At 64.2% G+C, this 21,301-nt stretch carries 20 protein-coding genes; 8 read left to right on the top strand and 12 right to left on the bottom strand.

Translation table 11 applies throughout. From position 1 onward, the window contains the following. Positions 1-50: 50 nt before the first annotated feature. On the bottom strand, positions 51-2,318 hold the full coding sequence (ptsP, locus tag L6639_RS24585) for a phosphoenolpyruvate--protein phosphotransferase (RefSeq protein WP_237864207.1): 2,268 nt from the start codon (positions 2,316-2,318) through the stop codon (positions 51-53). A gap of 324 nt (positions 2,319-2,642) precedes the next feature. Next, positions 2,643-3,899, bottom strand: a complete 1,257-nt coding sequence (locus L6639_RS24580; protein ID WP_237864206.1) for an aspartate kinase — start codon at positions 3,897-3,899, stop codon at positions 2,643-2,645. 151 nt (positions 3,900-4,050) lie between these two features. Here L6639_RS24580 and L6639_RS24575 point away from each other — a divergent pair, with 151 nt between their 5' ends. The 4 genes from L6639_RS24575 to L6639_RS24560 all read left to right on the top strand — a co-directional run bounded on the left by L6639_RS24575 (position 4,051) and on the right by L6639_RS24560 (position 6,866). Continuing rightward, positions 4,051-4,518: a PH domain-containing protein gene (locus tag L6639_RS24575; RefSeq protein ID WP_237864370.1), complete on the top strand. Its 468-nt coding sequence runs from the start codon at positions 4,051-4,053 to the stop codon at positions 4,516-4,518. A gap of 14 nt (positions 4,519-4,532) precedes the next feature. Next, positions 4,533-5,306: a bifunctional 2-polyprenyl-6-hydroxyphenol methylase/3-demethylubiquinol 3-O-methyltransferase UbiG gene (gene ubiG, locus L6639_RS24570; RefSeq protein WP_237864205.1), complete on the top strand. Its 774-nt coding sequence runs from the start codon at positions 4,533-4,535 to the stop codon at positions 5,304-5,306. 111 nt (positions 5,307-5,417) lie between these two features. After that, positions 5,418-5,699 carry a GIY-YIG nuclease family protein gene (locus L6639_RS24565; RefSeq protein WP_237864204.1) on the top strand — a complete coding sequence of 94 codons (282 nt, stop codon included), beginning with the start codon at positions 5,418-5,420 and terminating at the stop codon, positions 5,697-5,699. A gap of 267 nt (positions 5,700-5,966) precedes the next feature. After that, on the top strand, positions 5,967-6,866 hold the full coding sequence (locus L6639_RS24560; protein ID WP_237864203.1) for an EamA family transporter: 900 nt from the start codon (positions 5,967-5,969) through the stop codon (positions 6,864-6,866). Positions 6,867-6,879: 13 nt separating this feature from the next. Here L6639_RS24560 and L6639_RS24555 read toward each other — a convergent pair whose 3' ends face one another. From L6639_RS24555 to L6639_RS24540, 4 genes are read right to left on the bottom strand one after another with little or no spacing between them, the layout of a single operon-like run. Next, a complete protein-coding gene (locus L6639_RS24555; RefSeq protein WP_237864202.1) occupies positions 6,880-7,362 on the bottom strand; it encodes a DUF1178 family protein in 483 nt (160 codons plus the stop codon). Then, positions 7,359-8,237 (bottom strand): carbon-nitrogen hydrolase family protein, encoded by an 879-nt coding sequence (locus L6639_RS24550; protein WP_237864201.1) that lies wholly within the window; start codon positions 8,235-8,237, stop codon positions 7,359-7,361. Before L6639_RS24550 ends, L6639_RS24555 begins: the two co-directional genes overlap by 4 nt. Continuing rightward, a complete protein-coding gene (grxC, locus tag L6639_RS24545; RefSeq protein WP_237864200.1) occupies positions 8,234-8,509 on the bottom strand; it encodes a glutaredoxin 3 in 276 nt (91 codons plus the stop codon). Before grxC ends, L6639_RS24550 begins: the two co-directional genes overlap by 4 nt. A gap of 47 nt (positions 8,510-8,556) precedes the next feature. Beyond that, positions 8,557-9,354 (bottom strand): ComF family protein, encoded by a 798-nt coding sequence (locus L6639_RS24540; protein WP_237864199.1) that lies wholly within the window; start codon positions 9,352-9,354, stop codon positions 8,557-8,559. Between the two features lie 64 nt (positions 9,355-9,418). On the opposite strand from L6639_RS24540, the gene L6639_RS24535 reads away from it, so the two are divergent. Next, a complete protein-coding gene (locus tag L6639_RS24535) occupies positions 9,419-10,267 on the top strand; it encodes a methyltransferase domain-containing protein (protein ID WP_237864198.1) in 849 nt (282 codons plus the stop codon). 62 nt (positions 10,268-10,329) lie between these two features. Here L6639_RS24535 and L6639_RS24530 read toward each other — a convergent pair whose 3' ends face one another. From L6639_RS24530 to L6639_RS24520, 3 genes are all read right to left on the bottom strand, one after another. Beyond that, positions 10,330-10,740 (bottom strand): (deoxy)nucleoside triphosphate pyrophosphohydrolase, encoded by a 411-nt coding sequence (locus L6639_RS24530; protein ID WP_237864197.1) that lies wholly within the window; start codon positions 10,738-10,740, stop codon positions 10,330-10,332. Between the two features lie 4 nt (positions 10,741-10,744). Further along, positions 10,745-11,986, bottom strand: a complete 1,242-nt coding sequence (gene argJ / locus L6639_RS24525; protein WP_237864196.1) for a bifunctional glutamate N-acetyltransferase/amino-acid acetyltransferase ArgJ — start codon at positions 11,984-11,986, stop codon at positions 10,745-10,747. 111 nt (positions 11,987-12,097) lie between these two features. Then, positions 12,098-13,033: a peptidylprolyl isomerase gene (locus L6639_RS24520; RefSeq protein WP_237864195.1), complete on the bottom strand. Its 936-nt coding sequence runs from the start codon at positions 13,031-13,033 to the stop codon at positions 12,098-12,100. 354 nt (positions 13,034-13,387) lie between these two features. Here L6639_RS24520 and secA point away from each other — a divergent pair, with 354 nt between their 5' ends. Beyond that, complete coding sequence (secA, locus tag L6639_RS24515; protein WP_237864194.1) at positions 13,388-16,228, top strand: preprotein translocase subunit SecA; 2,841 nt, start codon at positions 13,388-13,390, stop codon at positions 16,226-16,228. A 202-nt stretch (positions 16,229-16,430) separates the two neighbouring features. Here the strand turns inward: secA and L6639_RS24510 are convergent, their stop codons facing one another. The 3 genes from L6639_RS24510 to L6639_RS24500 all read right to left on the bottom strand — a co-directional run bounded on the left by L6639_RS24510 (position 16,431) and on the right by L6639_RS24500 (position 19,988). Then, positions 16,431-16,784, bottom strand: a complete 354-nt coding sequence (locus tag L6639_RS24510) for a hypothetical protein (protein ID WP_237864193.1) — start codon at positions 16,782-16,784, stop codon at positions 16,431-16,433. Positions 16,785-17,078: 294 nt separating this feature from the next. Then, positions 17,079-18,515, bottom strand: coding sequence for a glutamine synthetase family protein (locus L6639_RS24505; protein ID WP_237864192.1), 1,437 nt, complete (start codon positions 18,513-18,515; stop codon positions 17,079-17,081). Positions 18,516-18,629: 114 nt separating this feature from the next. Further along, on the bottom strand, positions 18,630-19,988 hold the full coding sequence (locus L6639_RS24500; RefSeq protein WP_237864191.1) for an aromatic ring-hydroxylating dioxygenase subunit alpha: 1,359 nt from the start codon (positions 19,986-19,988) through the stop codon (positions 18,630-18,632). Positions 19,989-20,102: 114 nt separating this feature from the next. Here L6639_RS24500 and L6639_RS24495 point away from each other — a divergent pair, with 114 nt between their 5' ends. Continuing rightward, the gene (locus L6639_RS24495) at positions 20,103-20,888 is read left to right on the top strand and encodes an IclR family transcriptional regulator domain-containing protein (RefSeq protein ID WP_237864190.1); all 786 of its coding nucleotides are present in this window, start codon (positions 20,103-20,105) and stop codon (positions 20,886-20,888) included. A 69-nt stretch (positions 20,889-20,957) separates the two neighbouring features. Next, positions 20,958-21,290 (top strand): PRC-barrel domain-containing protein, encoded by a 333-nt coding sequence (locus tag L6639_RS24490; protein WP_237864189.1) that lies wholly within the window; start codon positions 20,958-20,960, stop codon positions 21,288-21,290. The last annotated feature ends 11 nt before the right edge of the window (positions 21,291-21,301 follow it).

The following is a 21,301-nucleotide window of genomic DNA, read 5'->3' as shown; positions in this document are numbered from 1 at the left end:
GTCTCAAATGGCGGAGGGAGGCGAGGTAGCGAGGGCCAGCGGCAGGCCCGCTACAACGCCAGGCCCTCGGCCTCGGCAAATTCCGTCAGCTTCTGCCGGATCGAGACGCTGCCGGTCGGCGCATCCAGCAGGGGCCCCAGCATCGCTGCGGCCTTCTTGACGTCGAGATCGATCACCATCGCCTTGACCGGGCCGAGCGCGGTCGCCGACAGCGACAGCGAGCGGTAGCCCATCGCCAGCAGCGCCAGCGCGCCGATCGGCTTCGAGGCCATCTCGCCGCAGAGCGAAAGCGATTTCTTCGCGGCCTGCGATTTCCGTGCGATGTCGCGCAGTGCGCGCAGGATCGGCGTCGACATGGTGTCGAAGCGCTCGGAGACCTTGGCATTGCCGCGGTCGACCGCGAACAGGAACTGGAACAGATCGTTGGAGCCGACCGAGATAAAGTCGACCTTCTTCAGCAATTCGTCGAGCTGGTAGAGCAGCGCCGGCACCTCGACCATGGTGCCGATATCGATGCGCTCCGGCAGGGTGTGGCCATGCTGGCGCAAATAAGTCAGCTCGCGCTCGACCAGCGCCTTCGCGGCATCGAACTCGGCAACCTCCGAGATCATCGGGAACATGATGCGCAGTGCGCGGCCGCCGCCGGCGCGGAGCAACGCGCGGATCTGGCCGCGTAAGAGGCCCGGACGGTCGAGCCCGAGCCGGATCGCACGCCAGCCGAGCGCGGGATTCTCCTCGATCACCGTCTCCATATAGGGCAGCGCCTTATCGCCGCCGATGTCGAGGGTGCGGAAGGTCACGGGCTTGGGGCCCGCGGCATCCAGCACGGCGCGGTAGAGCGCGAGCTGGTCGCTGGTGCGCGGCAGGCTCTGGCCGACCATGAACTGCAGCTCGGTGCGGAACAGGCCGATGCCGGCGCTGCCGGTGTCGTCGATATGCGGCAGGTCGATGGCGAGGCCCGCATTGATCAACAGCTCGACCTTCTCGCCGTCCTTGGTGACGCAGGGCCGGTCGCGCAGCGCCAGATATTGCGCCTGGCGGCGGGCGCGGAAGCGCACCCGTTCGGCATAGGCTGCTTCGATCTCCTGCGACGGGCGCACATAGATCGCGCCCGAGGTGCCATCGACGATGATGGCATCGCCTGGATCGGCAATGCCGGGCGCGTTGGGCACCTCGCCGACCGCGGGAATGCCGAGCGCGCGGGCCACGATCGAGACGTGGGAGTTGGCGGTGCCTTCCTCCAGCACGATGCCGCGCAAGCGCTTGCGGTCGTAGTCGAGCAGCGCCGCCGGTCCCATCGCACGCGCGATGACGATGGCGTTGTCGGGCATCTGCTCGCGCGAGGGCGCATGATCCTGGCCGACCAGCTGCCGCATCAGGCGGTAGCCGAGATCCTCGAGATCGTGCAGCCGGTCGCGCAAATAGGGATCGGTCACGCGCAGCATGCGGGCGCGTGTGTCGGATTGCACGCGCTCGACGGCGGCTTCCGCGGTGAGGCCCGTCGCCACCGCCTCGTGCAGCTTGTGCGACCAGCCCTGGTCGTTGGCGAACATGCGGTAGGCTTCGAGCACGTCGCGGTGCTCGCCGCCCTCGGCGACGTCGCCGCGCTCCAGCATGCGGTCGAGATCCGAACGCAGCTTGGCCAGCGCGGTGTCGAGCCGCTTGATTTCCTTCGGCAGGTCCTCGGCGATGTAGTCCTTGATGACGACGCGCGGCTCGTGCAGCACGACGTGGCCGAGCGCGATGCCTTCCGAAAGGATCGCGCCGGCCTTCTGCGTCGAATGGCGCGCGGCCGGCTCCAGGCCGGGCTGGGCGAGCGCGGACAATTCGCCTGACGCGATCAGCTCCGCCAGCACCATGGCGGTGGTCTGCAGCGCCTCGAGCTCCTCCTCGACATAGGTGCGCTTGGCGCGGTTCTGCACCACCAGCACGCCGAGCGTGTTGCCGGCGCGCAGGATCGGCACGCCAAGGAAGGAGTGATAGATCTCTTCGCCGGTCTCCGGGCGGAACGAGAAGGCGGGGTGGCTCTGGGCGTCGTTCAAATTGAGCGGCGTCGCCTCACTGGCGACGAGGCCGACAAGGCCCTCATGGGCACTGAGCACGGTATGGTGCACGGCCTCACGGTTGAGGCCTTCTGTAGCGTAGAGCTCGAGGGTGTTGTCGATGCGCAGCACATAGACCGAGCACACCTCGGCCACCATGTTGGCGGCGATCAGCACCACGATCTTGTCCAGCCGCTCCTGGGCCGAGACCTGCTCCGCCATGGTTTCGCGGAGCCGTCTCAACAAGACGCGGGGACCTCCCGACGCGCTCCGCATGAACCGTCAATCTCCTCCGTCTGCCTGGCCCGGCGATATTGGCCGGCGGCTGGCCCAAAATTCCAGAAAAACAATCAATTTGTTTGTCCGGCGCAGGCGCAAACAACCGCTTGCGCCGAATCAGCGCCGCCTGAACTGGGACACAGTCTGCGGCAGCCCACCCTGTCCGCCGTATAGCGAATTGAGGCTTGTTTTGCCAAGCAAAACGCCTGCCAAACGCGAAGGTGTGTACACCTTCGCGTTTGCTGCGACCGCTAAGAGAAAATTAGCCTTGGCATGGTCCGGAAAAGTGCGAAGCGGTTTTCCGGAAAGACGGGTAGCGCCTCAGGCCTGATCGAGGCCGTAAAGCGTATGCAGCGTGCGCACCGCAAGCTCGGTATAGGCGGTGTCGATCAAAACCGAGAATTTGATCTCGGAGGTTGTAATGGCCCGGATGTTGATATTCCGTCCTGCGAGGGCCGAAAACGCCTGGGCCGCGACGCCGGCATGGCTGCGCATGCCGCTGCCGATCACCGAGATCTTGGCGACGTCGGTTGCGGTATCCAGCCGTGCATACCCGATCTTGGCCTTGGCGGCGGTAATCGTGTCCTTTGCCCTGACGTGGTCGGCGGCCGGCACCGTGAAGGTCAGGTCGGTGGTCTTGCCGTCTTCGGACACGTTCTGAACGATCATGTCGACGTTGATATTGGCATCCGCGAGCGGGCCGAAGATCGATGCGGCAACGCCAGGCTTGTCCTCGATCTGGCGCACCGAGATCTGCGCCTCGTCCTTCGAAAAGGCGATACCGGTGACGACGTGGTTTTCCATGATCTCCTCCTCGCCGCAGATCAGGGTGCCGGGCGGCTGGTTGGCATGCGGGTCGATATCCTCGGGCTTGTCGAAGCTCGAGCGGACGAAGATCGGCATGTTGTGGACCATGCCGAGTTCCACCGAGCGCACCTGGAGCACCTTGGCGCCCTGGGAGGCCAATTCCAGCATGTCTTCGAATGCGATCTTGTCGAGCCGCTTGGCCTTCGGCACGATTCGCGGGTCGGTGGTGTAGACGCCGTCGACATCGGTGTAGATGTCGCAGCGGTCGGCCTTGACGGCGGCGGCGACGGCCACGGCCGAGGTATCGGAGCCGCCTCGGCCCAGTGTGGTGATGCGGTTGGTCCTGGGATCGATACCCTGGAAGCCGGCGATGACAGCGACCTCCTTGCGATCCTTGAAACGGGAGATGATCTCGCTGCCGTCGATGTCCTCGATCCGGGCCGAGGCATGCGCGTCGCTGGTTTTGATCGGGATCTGCCAGCCCTGCCAGGAGCGGGCCTGGATGCCCATACCCTGGAGAACGATGGCCAGCAGGCCCGAGGTGACCTGTTCGCCGGAGGCGACGACTGCGTCGTATTCGCGCGCGTCGTGCATCGGCGAGGCCTCGGTGCACCAGGCCACCAGCTCGTTGGTCTTGCCCGACATCGCCGAGACGACCACAGCCACTTCATGGCCGGCATCGACCTCACGCTTCACATGGCGTGCGACGTTGCGGATACGTTCGATATTGGCGACGGACGTGCCGCCGAATTTCATCACGAGACGGCTCATGACGACGCGTGCATTCCCTCTTGAGGATCAGTATGGTGACCCGCGCCGGACGGATGCCCAGGGGGATACCGACCGCGCGTATACAGAGGGGCGGGGCCGGGGGCAAGCGGGTTCCTGCACGGCCAATCCTGGCAATGGGTTATCAGAGGTTATGGCGCGCTATATTGACGAAATCCTGCAGCCCGGCGAGCGGGTGCTGTATTCGACCAATGCGCACTGGATCTTCTATGTCCCGGCCATTCTGGCCTGGATCGTGGCAATCATCCTGTTCGCGGTCTCCCGCCAGAGCGACGTCTACAGCATCATGATCCTCTGCCTGTTCGGCTCCGGCCTGGTGGCCTTGGCCGCCCTGTACTGGACGGTGAAGGGCTGGTTCCATCGCCTCACCACTGAAACCGACGTCACCAATCTCAGGGTTGTGCACAAGATCGGCTTCATCAAGCGCCGCACCTTTGAAATGGCGCTGGACAAGGTGGAGAGTGTCGACGTCAACCAGACCATCCTTGGGCGTATTCTCAACTACGGCGACGTGACCATCAATGGCGTCGGCGAAGGACGCGAGACGATCAAGACCATCGCCTCTCCGCTGGCCTTCCGTAGTTCGATCACCACGCGGTAGGACCGCGCGTAACCATGAGCATGCAGCAAGATAGTTCCGCAACTGCCACCGTACCGCCGGGCTCGACCGTCGACGCCGCCGAGATCGCGAAATTCTCAAAACTCTCGGCCGAGTGGTGGGACCCCAAGGGCAAGATGGCGCCGCTGCACCGGATCAATCCGCTGCGGCTCGGCTACATCCGCGACGCCGCCTGCCGCAAGTTCGAGCGCAATGTGCGCAGCCTCAACTGTCTCGGCGGCCTGCGCGTACTCGACATCGGCTGCGGCGCCGGCCTCTTGTGCGAGCCGCTGTCGCGGCTCGGCGCGCAGGTGATTGGCGTCGATCCATCGCAGAGCAACATTGCCGCCGCGAAGCTGCATGCCGACAAGAGCCATCTGTCGATCGACTACCGCTGCACCACTGTGGAGGAGATCGACCCGCGCGAGCGCTTTGACATCGTGCTGGCGATGGAAGTGGTCGAGCACGTTGTCGACGTCGGCGTATTCCTCAAGCGCTGCGCCTCGATGCTGAAGCCGAACGGGCTGATGGTGGTCTCCACCCTCAACCGCAATTGGAAGAGCTTTGCGCTCGCCATCGTCGGCGCCGAATACGTGTTGCGCTGGCTGCCGCGCGGCACCCACGAGTGGAACAAGTTCGTCACCCCGGACGAGCTGACCAAGTATCTCCTCGACAACCGCCTCGTCATCACCGAGCAGACCGGCGTCGTCTACTCCCCCTTCGCCGACAAATGGACGCTCTCGTCCGACATGGACGTGAACTACATGGTGGTGGCGGAAGGGATGGTGTGAGGGTGGCATGAGAGAGATGCGAGCTCTCACAACCCGAACTGTGTCGTCCCTGCGAACGCAGGGACCCATAACCACAGGCCCCAGTCGTTAGCCGAGATGGGCGTTTCGAGCATGTACTACGTCTACATTCTCGCCAGCGGCCATCACGGAACGCTCTATATCGGGATCACCAACTCGCTCCAGAAGCGGCTGGAAGAGCACCGAAGTGGCAAGGGCTCGAAATTCGTCAAACGCTACGGGGTATATCGGCTCGTCTACACCGAAGCCTATGAGCGGGCAGACGAAGCGATTGCTCGCGAAAAGCAGCTGAAGCGCTGGAAGCGCGACTGGAAGATCGAGCTGATTGAGCGCGAAAACCTGGAGTGGCGCGATCTGAGCGATCTCCTGGTTTGATTTGGTATTAAGCAACCAAGCAAAAGCTGTCGTCCCTGCGCACGCAGGGACCCATACTGCGGAATCTGTCGGTGAGGGCGCGGTGTTGGAGGCGCGTGTTAGCAGCCTCCGCAAAACTGCTCCCTGGGGTTATGGGTCCCTGCGTTCGCAGGGACGACAGTGTGCTTGTTGCGAGAGCATCGCTCCCATGACGTTCGTGTGGTTGACCCGTTGAATAGCTGACGGCAGGTTGGCTGCAACAACCCTCCTGTCCCAGCCACCCACCCCATGTTCACCGTCACCAGCCTCTGGATTCCCTTCACCGTCGTCGCTGCGCTCGGCCAGGTCGCGCGCAATGCGATGCAGCGGTCGCTGACCAAGCCGCTGGGGACATGGGGCGCGACCAACATCCGCTTCCTGTTCGGCTTCCCGTTCTCGCTGCTGTTTCTCGGCGTGGTGCTGGTCGCAACCGGTGACCATATCGGCATGCCGCCATCGATGTTCTGGCCGTGGCTGCTGCTGGGCGCGCTCAGCCAGATCGTCGCCACCGGGCTGATGCTGCTCGCGATGAACGACCGCTCCTTCGTGGTGACGACGGCGTATCTCAAGACCGAGGCGATCCAGACCGCGGTCTTCGGTTTCGTCTTCCTCGGCGATCACCTGACCTGGCTGAAGGTGCTGGCGATCGTGATCGCGACCGTTGGCGTCGTCATCACCGCGCTGCGCCCCGGCGGCGAGAAGAGTTTTGCGGAGCTGAAGCCGACCATCACCGGCCTCGTCGCGGCTGCGGCGTTCGCGCTGTCTGCGGTCGGCTTCCGCGGTGCCATCATCACCGTACCGAACGTGTCGTTCGTGACGGCGTCGTCGTTCACGCTGGTGCTCGGCCTGTTCGTGCAGACGCTGATCCTGACGATCTATCTGTTCTGGCGCGCGCCAAAAGTGCTTCAGTCGATCCTGGGATTATGGAAGCCGTCGCTGCTGGCGGGCTTCATGGGTGCCTTCGCCTCCCAGTTCTGGTTCCTGGCGTTTGCGCTGACGGCCGCCGCCAATGTCCGCACGCTCGCTTTGATCGAGGTGCTGTTCGCGCAGGCCGTGGCGTATTACTCGTTCAAGCAGCCGATCGCGCCGCGCGAGATTCTTGGCATCGTGCTGATCGTTGTGGGCGTGGCGCTGCTGGTGGGCTTCTGACGCGGTTTGCGCGTCAGTTCCGGTCTTCCGGCAGGGTCGGCAGCGGTGACACCTCGATGCCCTCATCGATCAGCGACTTCGCTTCATCAGGCGAGGCCTCGCCATAGATCGGGCGGTGCTCCTTGTCGCCGTAATGCATCGCACGGGCTTCGTTCGCAAAGCGCTCGCCGACATTGTCGGCATTCTTCACGATGTGGTCGCGCAGCTCTTTCAGTTTGGCGCGCAGCTCGCGCTCCTGCGCCATCATCAGCGAGGTCGGTCCTGACGGGGCGGCCTCGGGAGCGGTGGTTGCAACAGGCTCCGGCGGCGGCGTCGCAGGGCCGCGGCCCTTCTTGGCGACGATACGCGGTGCCATGATCGCCTTGTCGACCTTGGCCGAGCCGCAGATCGGACAGGTCACCAGCTTGCGCTTTACCTGCGAATCATAGGCCGACGAGCTCTGGAACCAGCTCTCGAACTCATGGTTGCGGTCGCAATGCAGCGCGTAGCGAATCATGCCGATCCCCGCACCAGATGCAGATGATCCGGCCCGGCCTTGGGATCGGAGACGCCGAAGCGGCGGCCGTGCTGGAGCGATGGGATCGCGCGGCGCGCAGTCTCGACCTTGGCCGGGTCGATCTTGGCCATGATGATGCCGGGCTCGACATCGCCCTCGGCGAGGATCTCGCCCCAGGGGTCGATGATCAGAGAGTGGCCATAGGTCTCGCGCTTGTTCTCATGGGTGCCTGCCTGGGCCGCGGCGAAGATGAAGCAGCCGGTCTCGATCGCACGCGCGCGCAGCAGGATGTGCCAGTGCGCCTCGCCGGTCTTGCGGGTGAAGGCGGAGGGAACGGTGATGAAATAAGCGCCGCTTTCAGCCAGTGCGCGATAGAGCGCGGGGAAGCGCACGTCGTAGCAGATCGTGAGGCCGACGCGGCCCCAGGGCAGGTCGGAGATCACGGCGGTTTCGCCGGGCTGGTAATTGGCGGATTCGCGATAGCTCTCGCCGTCCGGCAGCTCGATGTCGAACATGTGGATCTTGTCGTAGCTCGCGAGCACATTGCCCTCGGGCCCGATCAGAAACGAACGGTTGACCGCCTTTTCGGGCGAGAACCGCAGCGCCAGCGAGCCGACATGGATGTGAATCTTCAACTCGGCCGCGAGCGCGCGATACGCCTTCAGCGAGGTATCGTCCTCCTCGCTCTGCAGGTGTTCGAACAGCGCCTTGCGGTTGAGCTGCATCATGTTGCTGACTTCGGGCGTCTGCACGTAGTCCGCGCCCTTGGCCGCCGCTTCCCGGATGAGTTTCGTCGCCTGAGCGAGGCTCGGCCCCGGCATCAGGCCGGTGCGCATCTGCACCATGGCGGCGGTGAAGGTCCTGTCCTCGCTCATGAGACCGCCTTGACGTTTTCGAGCAGGCCGTCGAGCTTGCCTTCGCGGTCGAGCGCGTAGAGGTCGTCGCAACCGCCGATATGAGTTCCGCCGATCCAGATCTGCGGGAAGGTCGAGCCCGCGCCGGCGCGGTCGTACATTTCCTCGCGCCAGGACGGGTTCTTGGCGACATCGAATTCCGTGAAGGTCGCCTTCTTGCGGGTCAGAAGCGACCTGGCGGCGGAACAATAGCCGCATCCCGGCCTGGTATAGATCTCGACAGCAGCGGTCATGGGATCAAACGCTCTCATGTCATGAATTTATTGAATTATATGGGGGTTTACCTGATCTCGACAACCCGGGCGAACACCAGCACATCGACCTGGGCCGCCTTGGCGCGCAGCAGGGCGCGGGCGCAGGCGTCCAATGTTGCACCTGATGTCAGGACATCGTCGACCAGGATGATGCGCCGGCCCTGGACCTCGGCCTGACGGTCGGGGGATACCTGGAACGCGCCCTGCACATTGGTGGCGCGCTGAGCCCGCGACAGGCCGATCTGCTGCTCCGTGGCGCGCACCCGGCGCAGCACCTCAGCTCTCACCTTCACTCCGCTCTGCCGTGCGATGATCTGCGCCAGCGCGCCGGATTGGTTGTAGCGGCGGCGCCAGGCCCGCCGCCAATGCAGGGGCACCGGCACCAGCATGTCGGCGCCGTTGAGCAACTCGCCGCCCGCGCGCGCCATCCAGCGGCCCATGGCGGGCGCGAGATCGGTGCGATCCTGGTATTTCAGCGCATGCACCAGCGTGCGCGCGACGTCGTCATAGCGAACCGCCGCGCGTGCCCGCATGTAAGCCGGCGGGCTCGCGATCGCCTCCATCGACAGCATGTCGGGGCCGGGGTCATAGACGAAGGGAATGCCGAGCCGCGGGCAATAGGGCCGCTCAATGAACGACAGCCGCGACCAGCACGCCGCGCATACGCCCTCGCCATCGACCGGCTCGCGACAGGACACGCACAGCGTCGGCAGCGCGATGTCGAGCGCGAGCTTTGCCGTCCGTGTCAGCACATAGCGGCCAGCCGTCCACGCAGCACGCAAAGGTGCGGCAATGGAACGGGATGGGGTGGCATCAGCTTCCATGAAAGGAGGCTAGCGCCGCATTCGCCGGATTGCCAGAACCGTCGTGATCGGCGTAACCAGCGGCATGGCTCAGACACCGCAGACCCCACCCGCCTTGTTCGATCGCTCCCTGCTGCACACGCGGCAGCGGCGTGCAATGGCGCTGGGTGTCGAGAGCTTCCTGCTCGACCGGGTTGCCGAGGACATGTCCGACCGGCTCGCCGCGGTGATGCGCGAGTTTCACGTACCGGCCGATCTCTGGACGCCTGGTGAAGGGCTCGCGGGTCTGCGCGGCCGGTTACCTTCGATCCAAGGGATCGCGCTCGACGCTGCGGGCTCCGAGAAATTGCCCGTGGTGCCCGAGAGCCTCGATCTCGTCGTCTCGGCTCTAGCGTTGCAATTCGTCAACGACCTGCCGGGCGTGTTCGCGCAGGTTCGCCGTGCGCTGAAGCCGGACGGGCTGCTGCTCGCCGCGATGATCGGCGGAGATAGCCTGACCGAGCTGCGGCAGGCTTTTGCAGAGGCGGAAGCCGAATGCGAAGGCGGTGTCTCTCCGCGCGTTGCACCCTTTGCTGACCTGCGCGACATCGGTGCGTTGTTGCAGCGGGCGGGCTTTGCACTGCCGGTTACCGACGTTGATCGCGTCGTGGTGCGCTATGGCAACGCGTTCACGTTGATGCAGGATCTCCGCCGCATGGGCGCGGCCAATGTGCTGATCGAGCGGCGGCGCACGCCGACGCGACGCGCGACGCTGCTCCGCATGGCCGAAATCTATGCCGAGCGTTTTGCCGATGCCGACGGCCGCATCCGTGCGACCTTCGACATCATCTGGCTGTCCGGCTGGGCGCCACATGCGAGCCAGCAGCAGCCGCTAAAGCCGGGCTCGGCGAAGGCGAGCTTGGCGGAGGCGGTGAAGAAGGCGGGAGAGACGTGATCCCGGCGCCGCTGCCATTCCGGGTTCGATGCTCCGCATCGCCCCGGAATGACGATGCGTCGTCACATCAGCAAGTCGATCAAATGCGGGATCAGCGGAATATCCGCCGGCGGCATCGGATAGTCGCGCAGCTTGTTGGCGCGCACCCAGGCTAGGGTCTGGCCTTCGCGAGCTTGGACAATCCCTTCCCAGCGCCGGCAGATGTAGAGCGGCATCAGCAGATGAAACGTCTCGTAGCCGTGGCTTGCAAAGGTCAGTGGCGCGAGGCACGGCTCGGCGACGGTGATGCCGAGCTCCTCGTTCAGCTCGCGGATCAGGCTCTGCTCGGGCCGTTCGCCGGGTTCACACTTGCCGCCGGGAAACTCCCACAAGCCCGCCAGCGTCTTGCCCTCCGGGCGCTGCGCGATCAGAACACGCTTGTCGGCGTCGACCAGCGCGCAGGCCACCACCAGTGTCAGCTTCAGCTCGGCCATGATCCTAGGACCGGTAATCCCCGTTGATCGCGACATATTCCTTCGTGAGGTCGCAGGTCAGCACCCGGTCGCGGCCCTTGCCGAGGCCAAGCGAGACCTTGATCGCGATCTCCGGCGCCTTCATTGCTTCCGATACCTGGGTCTCGTCGTAATCAGGATCGCGTGCGCCGCTCTTGGCGACGCGGATGCCGTTGAAGGAGATCGACAGCTTGTCGCGATCGGCCGGCTCGCCGGCCTTGCCGACCGCCATCACCACGCGGCCCCAATTGGCGTCCTCGCCGGCGATCGCGGTCTTCACCAGCGGCGAGTTGGCGATCGACATCGCGATCTTGCGGGCGGAGGCCTTGGTCTTGGCGCCCTCGACCGTGATCTCGACCAGCTTGCGGGCGCCTTCGCCGTCGCGGGCGACTTGCTCGGACAGATTGGCAAGGATCTGATTGAAGGCTTTCACGAAGGCCTTCAGGCGCGGATCGCTGGCGCGGCTGATCTTGGGTGCGCCATGCTCGGCCGCAGCGCCGGTCGCGAACGCGAGCAGCGTATCCGAGGTCGAGGTGTCGCCATCGATCGTCACCGCGTTGAAGGTGTCCTCGACACCAGCCTTGAGCAGCGCCTGCAGCGCGGCGGGTGCGATCGGGGCGTCGGTGAAGATGAAGGACAGCATCGTCGCCATATCGGGGGCGATCATGCCGGCGCCCTTGGCCATGCCGTTGATGGTGACCTTGGCCTTGCCGAGCTTCACCGTCGCGGTCGCGACCTTGGGGAAGGTGTCGGTGGTCATGATCGCCTTGGCGGCGGCAAGGTAGTCACCTGGCTCGGCGGTCTCGGCGAGGCGGCCGAGCACGCCGTCGAACTTGGTCGCGTCCAGCGGCTCGCCGATCACGCCGGTCGAGGCCAGGAAAATCTCGCTCTCGCTGCAGCCGACAGCCTTGGCCGCAATCTTCGCGGTCAGCGCGGTGGAGGCGCGGCCGGTCTTGCCGGTGAAGGCATTGGCATTGCCGGAATTGACGACCAGCGCGCGCGCCTTGCCGCCCTTCAGTTTCGTACGGCACCATTCAACCGGCGCAGACGGGCACTTCGACTTGGTGAAGACACCGGCGACCGCGGTGCCCTTGTCCATGATGGCGAGCAGCACGTCGGTGCGGTTCTTGTAGCGGATGCCGGCCTCGGCCGTCGCAAGACGGACGCCCGCGATCACGGGCATATCAGGAACATTCTTGGGGGCAAGGGGAGAGACGGAGGAGGACATCGCGGGGGGCCTTGGTGAGGTCTGGATATGCAGATGCCCGGCCCCTCGTTGCGGGGCCGGGCATCAGGAAGGCTTAGATACTCTTCGCGTCACCGAAGTGACAGCAAATTCTTACTTCTTGGCCGGAGGGGCCATCTTGCTGTCGGAGGGCTTCGCGTCCTTGGCCGCATCGGCCGGCTTGGCGTCCTTGGACGCGTCCGCCGCCGGCTGGTCCAGCCGCTCGACCTTGGCCTCGGCGCGGAGTTTTGCCACGTAGTCGGCCTGGGCCTTGCGGGTGACGTACTGCTCGATCTGGGGCTTGACCTGGTCGAACTCCGGCGCCTTGCGATTGCGCTTTTCCTCGACCTTGATGACGTGCCAGCCGAACTGCGACTTCACGGGGTCGGAGATCTTGCCCGGCTCCAGCGCGAAGGCCACGGCCGAGAATTCCGGCACCATCTGTTCCTTGGTGAAGAAGCCGAGGTCGCCGCCGTCGGCAGAGCCCGGATCCTTGGACTTCTTCTTGGCGAGTTCGGCGAAATCGGCGCCCTTGTCGAGCTCGGCCTTCACCGCCTTGGCCTCGTCCTCGGTCTCGACCAGGATGTGGCGGGCGCGCACTTCCTGCTCGCCGGTGATCTGCTTGGAGGCCTCCTCATAGACCTTCTTCATGGCGTCGTCGTTTGTCGCCGCCTTGCCTTCCTGGGCCAGCAGGCTGTCCATCAGCAGGCGGTTGCGGGCGAACGCCATGCGCTTCTTGAACTCGTCGCCGTCAGCGACCTTCTTGTCCTCGGCGGCCTTGGCCACGATCTTCATGTCGATCAGGAACGACAGGACGTTTTCGTCCTTGGTCGCCGGATCCATCTGGGCAAGGCTCGGTCCGAGCTCTTCCTCGGCCATGGTGACGTCGCTCTTCTTGATTTCAGCACCATTGACCTTGGCCAGGACCGGATCGTCGGCCGCCCGGAGCGGGCCTGCGAAGGCCAGGGTCAGCGCCAGGGCGAGGCTGCCAGCCAGGGCGGACGCAGGGCGGAAACGCAGGCCGGTGGTTACCGGGAACGAGGTGGTCATGGAAAATCCTTTTGTTGAAGCAGGGGGCTGCTCGAGCGGGGCGGACACTCGCCCAATTCAGGGGGGCTTGGCAACGCGAAAAGTCTGTCAAAATGATGAATTAGCCGCAATGCGCCCGCCGTTGACAAGGCCCTGACCGGGCCATATCTCTGCGCGGTCGCGACCATGGCGATGGCGTTTATTTTGCTGCGTTTTTGGCCGTTGAACCCAGACTAGCCCAATTCCCACCCATATGGCGGATGAACCCCCGCAGTCCGGGCTCTGGCGCCATAAGGCGTCACGGTGAGTTGATAGGCCGGAGGGTGACAACTTCTTGGCTGCAACGCGGTTAATTCGCGAACACAGGAACTAGGCATGATCGGCGCGCTCGCCCGCAAGTTTTTCGGCTCCGCCAACGACCGGCGGGTGAAGGGATATCAATCCCGCGTCAACGCGATCAACGCGCTGGAGGCGGAGGTCTCGAAACTCTCCGACGAGGCGCTCAAGGCTCGCACCGCCGAGTTCAAGAAGCAGCTTGCCGAGGGTAAGACGCTCGACGACCTCTTGGTGCCCGCCTTCGCCACCGTGCGCGAGGCCGCCAAACGCACGCTCGGCCAGCGTCATTTCGACGTTCAGCTGATCGGCGGCATCGTGCTGCATGAGGGCGACATCGCCGAGATGAAGACCGGCGAAGGCAAGACGCTGGTGGCGACGCTCGCGGTGTACCTGAACGCGCTCGCCGGCAAGGGCGTCCACGTCGTCACCGTCAACGACTACCTCGCCCGCCGCGACTCCGGCTGGATGGGCCAGATCTACGGTTTCCTCGGCCTGACCACCGGCGTCATCGTTCATGGCCTCGACGATGCCGAGCGCAAGGCGGCCTACGCCTGCGACATCACCTACGGCACCAACAACGAATACGGCTTCGACTATCTCCGCGACAACATGAAGTACCGGCTCGAGGACATGGTCCAGCGACCGCACTTCTATGCCATCGTCGACGAAGTCGACTCCATCCTGATCGACGAAGCGCGCACGCCGCTGATCATCTCCGGTCCGCTCGACGACCGTTCCGATTTCTACAACACCATCGACAGCTTCCTGCCCAGGCTCGACAAGACCGATTACGAGGTCGACGAGAAGCAGCGCACGGTGACCCTCACCGAAGCTGGCATGGAGAAGATCGAGGGTCTTCTGCGCGATGCCGGCCAGCTCAAGGGCGAGTCGCTCTACGACGTCGAGAACGTCTCGGTCGTGCACCACATCAACCAGGCCTTGCGCGCCCACACGCTGTTCACGCGCGACAAGGATTACATCGTCCGCGACGACGAGGTCGTGATCATCGACGAGTTCACCGGCCGTATGATGCAGGGTCGCCGCTATTCCGAAGGCCTGCACCAGGCGCTGGAGGCCAAGGAGCACGTTACGGTTCAGCCCGAGAACCAGACGCTGGCCTCGATCACGTTCCAGAACTACTTCCGCATGTACGAAAAGCTCGCCGGCATGACCGGCACGGCGCTCACCGAAGCCGACGAGCTGTTCGACATCTACAAGCTCGAGGTCGTGGAAATCCCGACCAATCTGGCGGTCGCCCGTCTCGATGAGGACGACGAGGTCTATCGCACCCAGAACGAGAAATACGCCGCGATCCTGGCCGAGATCGAGCGCGCCAATGCGCGGTTGCAGCCGGTGCTGGTCGGCACGGCTTCGATCGAGAAGTCGGAAGTGATTGCCGAATATCTCAAGAAGCACGGCTACCGGCAGATCGATTTCGGCAACGAGAACTCGATGCAGAAGCTGTACGCCGCGGCGCGTGCCAACAAGCCGGCCAAGCTGTTCGCGGTGCTGAACGCGCGCTTCCACGAGCAGGAAGCCTATATCGTCGCCGAGGCCGGCGTTCCCGGCGCGATCACGATCGCGACCAACATGGCCGGCCGCGGCACCGACATCAAGCTCGGCGGCTCGCTCGAAATGCGCATCCAGCAGGAGACTGCTGATATCGCGGACGAGGCCGAGAAGGCCAAGAAGATCGAGCAGATCAAGGCCGATATCGAGCACTTCCGCGACATCGTGCTGAAGGCTGAAGAAACAGTCGAGATCGAACCGGCCAAGGGTTCGAAGCCGGCCAAGACCGTCAAGAAGCCGGGCGGCCTCTACATCATCGGTTCCGAGCGTCACGAATCCCGCCGCATCGACAACCAGCTGCGCGGCCGTTCCGGCCGTCAGGGCGACCCCGGCCGCTCAAAATTCTTCCTGTCGCTGGAAGACGATCTGATGCGCATCTTCGGCTCGGACCGCCTCGACAGCATGTTGCAGCGTCTCGGCCTGCAAGAGGGCGAGGCGATCATCCATCCCTGGATCAACAAGGCGCTGGAGAAGGCGCAGCAAAAGGTCGAGGCCCGCAACTTCGACATCCGTAAGAACCTGCTCAAGTTCGACAACGTCCAGAACGACCAGCGCAAGGTGATCTTCGACCAGCGCGTCGACCTGATGAAGGACGAGAGCGTCGCCGAGACCGTCGCCGACATGCGTCACGCCTTCATCGAAGATCTCGTCGCCAAGCACGTGCCCGAGCACGCCTATGCCGAGCAGTGGGACGTCGCCGGCCTGAAGGAAGAATTGAAGCGCGTGCTCGATCTCGACCTGCCCGTCGATGACTGGGCCAAGGAAGAAGGCATCGCCGACGAGGAGTTGCTCAACCGCATCGAGACCAAGGCCGACGAGCACATGGCGGCCAAGGTGGGGCAGTGGGGTCCCGACGTGATGCGTTACGTCGAGAAGACCATCCTGCTGCAGACGCTCGACCATCTCTGGCGCGAGCATCTGATCATGCTCGACCATCTGCGCCAGGTCATCGGCCTGCGCGGCTACGGCCAGCGCGATCCGCTGCAGGAGTACAAGACCGAGGCCTTCAACCTCTTCCAGGAGATGAGTGCCCATTTGCGTGAGGCAGTCACGGCGCAGCTGATGCGGGTGGAGATCGTGCCGCCCGAGCAGGAAGCCCCCGCGCTGCCGCAGATGGAAGCGCACAAGCTCAATCCGGATACCGGCGAAGACGAGATGGCCATCGCCAGCGTCTCGCTGGCCCCGCAGGCCACCGACGCCGCGCTGCGCGACCCGAAGAACCCCGCAAGCTGGGGCAAGGTCGGCCGCAACGAGGATTGCCCCTGCGGCTCCGGCAAGAAGTTCAAGCACTGCCACGGCCGGTACGCGTAGCGATTGAGTTAGAGCGCTGAGGCGCGACGTTCGCACCTCACGCTCCACTGTCGTCCCGGCGAAGGCCGGCACCCATACGGCGGAATCTCTCGATTGCAGTCGGTATCGGTACCGGGCGACTGGTCTTCCTCAAACTTCTCCGTAGGGCTGTGCGTCCCGGCCTTCGCCGGGACGACGTTGGGGAGAGAGCTGGGGCAACCAACTACCAATAAATCCCGTGGCGATGCAGCTCGCGGATCACACGTGCCTCGGTCGATGGCTCGCGGTGCTTCGGCTTGGCGGTTTCGGCAATCGGCTGCGAAGCCGTCGCGGCCGGCGCGGTCGCGGTTTGCACTGGTGCGGCCGGTGGCGGCGGAGCCGGTGTCGTGGTCGCCGTCTGCACATTTGCGGGCGGCGTCGCCGTCGGAGCCTGTGTGGTCTGCGGCGGAGCGGTCGTTGCCGGCTGCTCAGTCGCCTGGTTCGCATTGGTCGCCGCCAGGCTCAGGCTGCGCGAACCGCCGGCATAAGCTTGGCTCGCCAACAGCGACAGTGTCGCAATGAGGATTAGCTTGCGCATGGAAACCCCCTTCATTTGGTCAATCCGTCTGACCTGACTCGCGAGCCTATTAGCGGGCGAGGCGGTGCGTCCCGATCTCGATCAGGGTGGTCCGGCAAGACAGGCGATAGATCAGACTGAACAATTGACTCAACATGATCGAACTCCATTGTTGATCATGAGGGGCAAGGATAGCCCTCGCACTTTTCCAGCGATTTTCGCGGGGGCTGGAAAACGGCTTCGTCGGGGCGCCGAGTGGTGTCGTCGGAACAGCCGGGATGAAGTCGCCTCACAGGGTCGTGAGGCGGTTCTCCCTCAAAACATCTCGAAATATTCGCGATGCTCCCAGTCGGTCACTTCGGCCAGGAAGCGGTCAATCTCGGCGTTTTTGATGTGGGTGTAGTAGTCGACGAATTCCGCGCCGAACTTTTCGCGGAAGAACGGATCGTCCTTCAGCGCCGAGACCGCATCGCGCAAGGACTTCGGCAACAGCGGCGCCTTGGTCTCGTAGGGCGTGTCGGCCGACGGACCGGGATCGAGCCTGCGGTCCACACCGTCGAGGCCCGCGAGGATCTGCGCTGACATATAGAGATAGGGATTGGCGGCGGGCTCTCCGACGCGGTTTTCCAGCCGCGTGGCGTCGTTGTTCGGGCCGCCGAGCACGCGGATCATCACGCCCCGATTGTCGCGACCCCAGATCGCGCGGTCAGGCGCCAGCGAATAGGACCGGTAGCGCTTGTAGCCGTTGATCGTCGGCGTGGTGAACACGGTGGCCGCCCGGGCGTGATCGAGCAGGCCGGCGAGATAGAAACGGCCGAACTCGCTGAGCGGCTGACCGGCCTCCCTGGGCATGAACAGGTTCTCGCCGCTCGCGCGCGAGACGATCGATTGATGCAGGTGCCAGCCGCTGGCGAACAGGTTTGGCAGTTTCGGCCGGCACATGAAGGTGGCGTGATAGCCATGGCGGCGCGCGATCTGCTTCACGGCAGAGCGAAACAGCACCATGTTGTCGGCGGGCTCCATGCCCTTCTTCGGTGCGAAGGTGAACTCGCACTGGCTCGGTCCGAACTCGACCTCGACAGAGCGCAACGGCAGCCCGAGGGCGACGATGTCTCGCCGCAAAATCTCCAGCACGGGCTCCATCTGATCGAAGCGCTGCTCGGTGAGGTATTGATAGCCATGACTGAGCAGGCTGACGGACGGCGGCGTACCCGGCTGGCCCGCGTCTTCCGCACGCATGTGTGGATCATCGAGCTTGAAGATGTGGAATTCGACCTCGAGTCCCGCGACGAAATCGTGGCCGCTTCTGCCGAGCTCGTCGACGACCTTGCGGTAGAGCCCGCGCGTGGCGAACGGCACGGGGCGGCCATCCCCAAAATAGAGATCGCACAACACCCAGCCCGTCGTCGGCGCCCACGGCAGCATGCGAAACGTGGTGGGGTCGGCAACCATCAGCACGTCGGCCGCACCCTCCATCTCCTTCATGCCGAAACCGCCGCCTGATGTGAACACCGGAAACACCGTGCGGTGCGAGGTGTCCTTGGCGAGCATGGTCGTCGTGATGGAGCAGCCGCTCTCCAGCGAGGCGATCGCCTCAGTGGCGATGATGGTCTTGCCGCGCAAGATGCCGTGCTGGTCCGGGAAGGCAAGGCGGATGACCTCGAGGTTCTTGTCCTCGACAATGCGCCGCATGCGCGTCGCGGCGTCCTTCTGCTCATCCGACCACAGCGCATGACGCGCGACGAAAGTCACTTTGGTTACTCCTTGCTACCCTGTCATTCCAGGGGCTCGCGAAGCGAGAACCCGGAATCTCGAGGTTCCGGGTTCGATGCTATTGCATCGCCCCGGAACGACGGTGCCCTAAATTCACTCCGCCGCCGTCAGCCGATGCACATTGTCCGCGATGTCCTTTGGCACAGGCGCGGTCCACGGCGCGCCGCGGCGGCGCCTGACGTCGACTTCCATCCAGTAAGTCTCCCACCCGCGGGTCGGCCCGATGCCGTCCATCGTGGCCGGCCCTTGGATGCTGCGCGCATTGGCCTCATCCAGGAACAGCATCGGCTTCTCGCCGCCTGAAACCTTTTCGATCTCCTGCCGCAGCAGGCGGCGATATTGCACGATCGCTTTGTCGCTCGTGCCGAGATGCTCCTTGGTGCGGTCCTGGATCGCGCCCATCGATTCCACCGCCCACTGGTCGTGAACGTTGATGTCAGTGCCCATCCCCGTATAGGTCGCGGTCTGCTGCTCGTGCGGGTCGAAGCCGTAATCGTTGCTGTGGTTCTTGCGCGAGACGTAGTCGGGCAGCTCATAGAGCTCGAGCCGCTGGTCGCGCATCTTCTGTTTGTCGACCGGGTTCGTATAGCTGGTGAAGATCGCGTACCAGTAGCAGTTCTCGTCATCGACCGGCACGTGCCACTGCGTGATCGTCATCTCCGTGCTCATAGGTATGACGAAGCCGTGCGGGAACAGCTGGTTGGTGACGCGCACATGCGTGCGCTCCTCGTCGATCTCACGCAGGGCGATCAGGCGCAGGCCATATTCGGTGTGCTCGACATTGATGATCGGGCGATCGTATTCGCGCAGGATTTTCGTCATCGGCATGTCCGAGCCGGCCGAAGCGCCGCGGAATTGCTTGCCGTAGGCCGTCGAGGTGTCCTCGTCCTCGAAGAAGCGATGCAGATAGGAGGCGTGCGCGGGATCGATGCCGACCTCGAGCGCCTGCAACCAGTTGCAGGCCATGTGACCTTTGAAAGCAAAGGTGTGCGTGCCGGGCGCGACGAAGCAATCGATCTCCGGAAAGGCCGGCGGCTCGCCTTCACCGAGATAGGCCCAGAGGATGCCGCTCTTCTCCACCACGGGATAAGAGCGTTGGCGGATATTCTGGCAGAGCTTTGAATCCTTCGGCTCGGCCGGCGTCTCGATGCACTGGCCTGATGCGTCGAACAGCCAGCCGTGGAAGGCGCAGCGCAGCCCGCCATGCTCGAGTCGCCCGAAGGCGAGGTCGGCGCCGCGATGCGCGCAGTGACGGTCGATCAGGCCGTAGCGCCCGGTTTCATCGCGAAACAGCACCAGGTTCTCGCCGAGCAGTTTGACGGGACGAATCGGCCGCGCGCCTTCGAGCTCATCGACCAGCGCCGCCGGCTGCCAGTAGCTCCGCATCAGCTTGCCGCAAGGGTCTTTCGGCCCGGTGCGGGTGATCAGGTCGTTCTGCTCCTGGCTCATCATGGCGGTCGCGTCCTTTTGCGGGAGGGGCGTTTTGTTCGCCTATTGAACGAATGGGCGAATTATGACATGCCTTGAACCGGCAGCAAGCACTATTTTGCAGATGAGCCGGACCCGATGCCCAAGCTGAAACGGAGCGACACCGACGAGCGCGCGACGGATTTCGTTGAAGCCCTCGATCGCGGCCTGCGTCTCTTGCAGTGCTTTGGCACCAATGCCGGTCCGATGACGCTGAGCGATCTCGCCCGGGCTGCCGAGCTGCCGCGCGCCACCGCGCGGCGCATGCTGTTCACGCTTCAGCGCGGCGGCTTTGTCAGCGGCGATGGAAAGCTGTTCTCGCTGACGCCACATGTGCTGACGCTGGCAGCGTCCTACTTGCGCTCCAATCAGCTGGTCGCGGTGCTGCAACCGGTGCTCGATCGCGTTGCGACCGCAGCCAACGAGATCTCCTCGCTCGCAGTGCTCGATGGCGACGACGTCGTGTTCATTGCTCGCAGCAGCCCAGCGCGGATGTTCTCCGGCGGCTTGGAGATCGGCTACCGCCTGCCGGCGTTCTGCACCTCGGTCGGCCGCGCCATGCTGGGCCAGATCGACGACGCAGATCTGCTAGTGCGCCTCAAGGCGATGAAGCGCGAAGCGCTGACGCCGCAAACGGTCACTGATCCCAAGGCGCTGCGCGAGCGCATCGCCGCCGACCGCGCGCAGGGCTATTCGCTGGTCGACCGCGAGGCCGAGCCGCATTTTCGCTCGATCTCGGTGCCCGTGCGCCGTTACGACGGTGTGATCGTTGCGGCCATCAACATGGGCGCCCATGTCGACCGCGTGCCGGCGCAGGAATTGATCGACCGCTTCCTGCCGCTGCTGCGCGAGGGCGCGGAATCGGTGCGCTCGCGATTGCTTTAGTTGACGGCAATCCACCCACCGTCCGGTGTCTGTGCTATGATGCGCCCATCCAAGACCAGGGAGCACGCCATGCAACACACCATGGTTCCCAGTGATCGCGTGCAGCACGTCGCCGTCTACGGCTGCGACGGCACCAGGCTCGGCACGATCGAGCGGTTGATGCTCGACAAGGTGAGCGGAACGGTCGCCTACGCCGTGATCAAGACCGGCGGCCTGCTCGGGACGCATCACCATTACCCGGTGCAATGGAGCGCACTTAAATACGATCCGGGCCGTCAGGCCTTCCAGGTCGAGCTGACGCCGGAGCAATTGAGCAGCGGCCCCTGCGAGTTCGATGGCGAGGAGTTCGACTGGGGCGACCGCTCGCGGTCCTACCAGCATCCGAACTACTGGTCGATCTAGCCGCGTCCGAA

Source organism: Bradyrhizobium zhengyangense (genome assembly GCF_022012555.1).
GTDB classification, from domain to species: domain Bacteria; phylum Pseudomonadota; class Alphaproteobacteria; order Rhizobiales; family Xanthobacteraceae; genus Bradyrhizobium; species Bradyrhizobium zhengyangense.
This window is presented reverse-complemented; position numbering and strand designations above follow the sequence as displayed.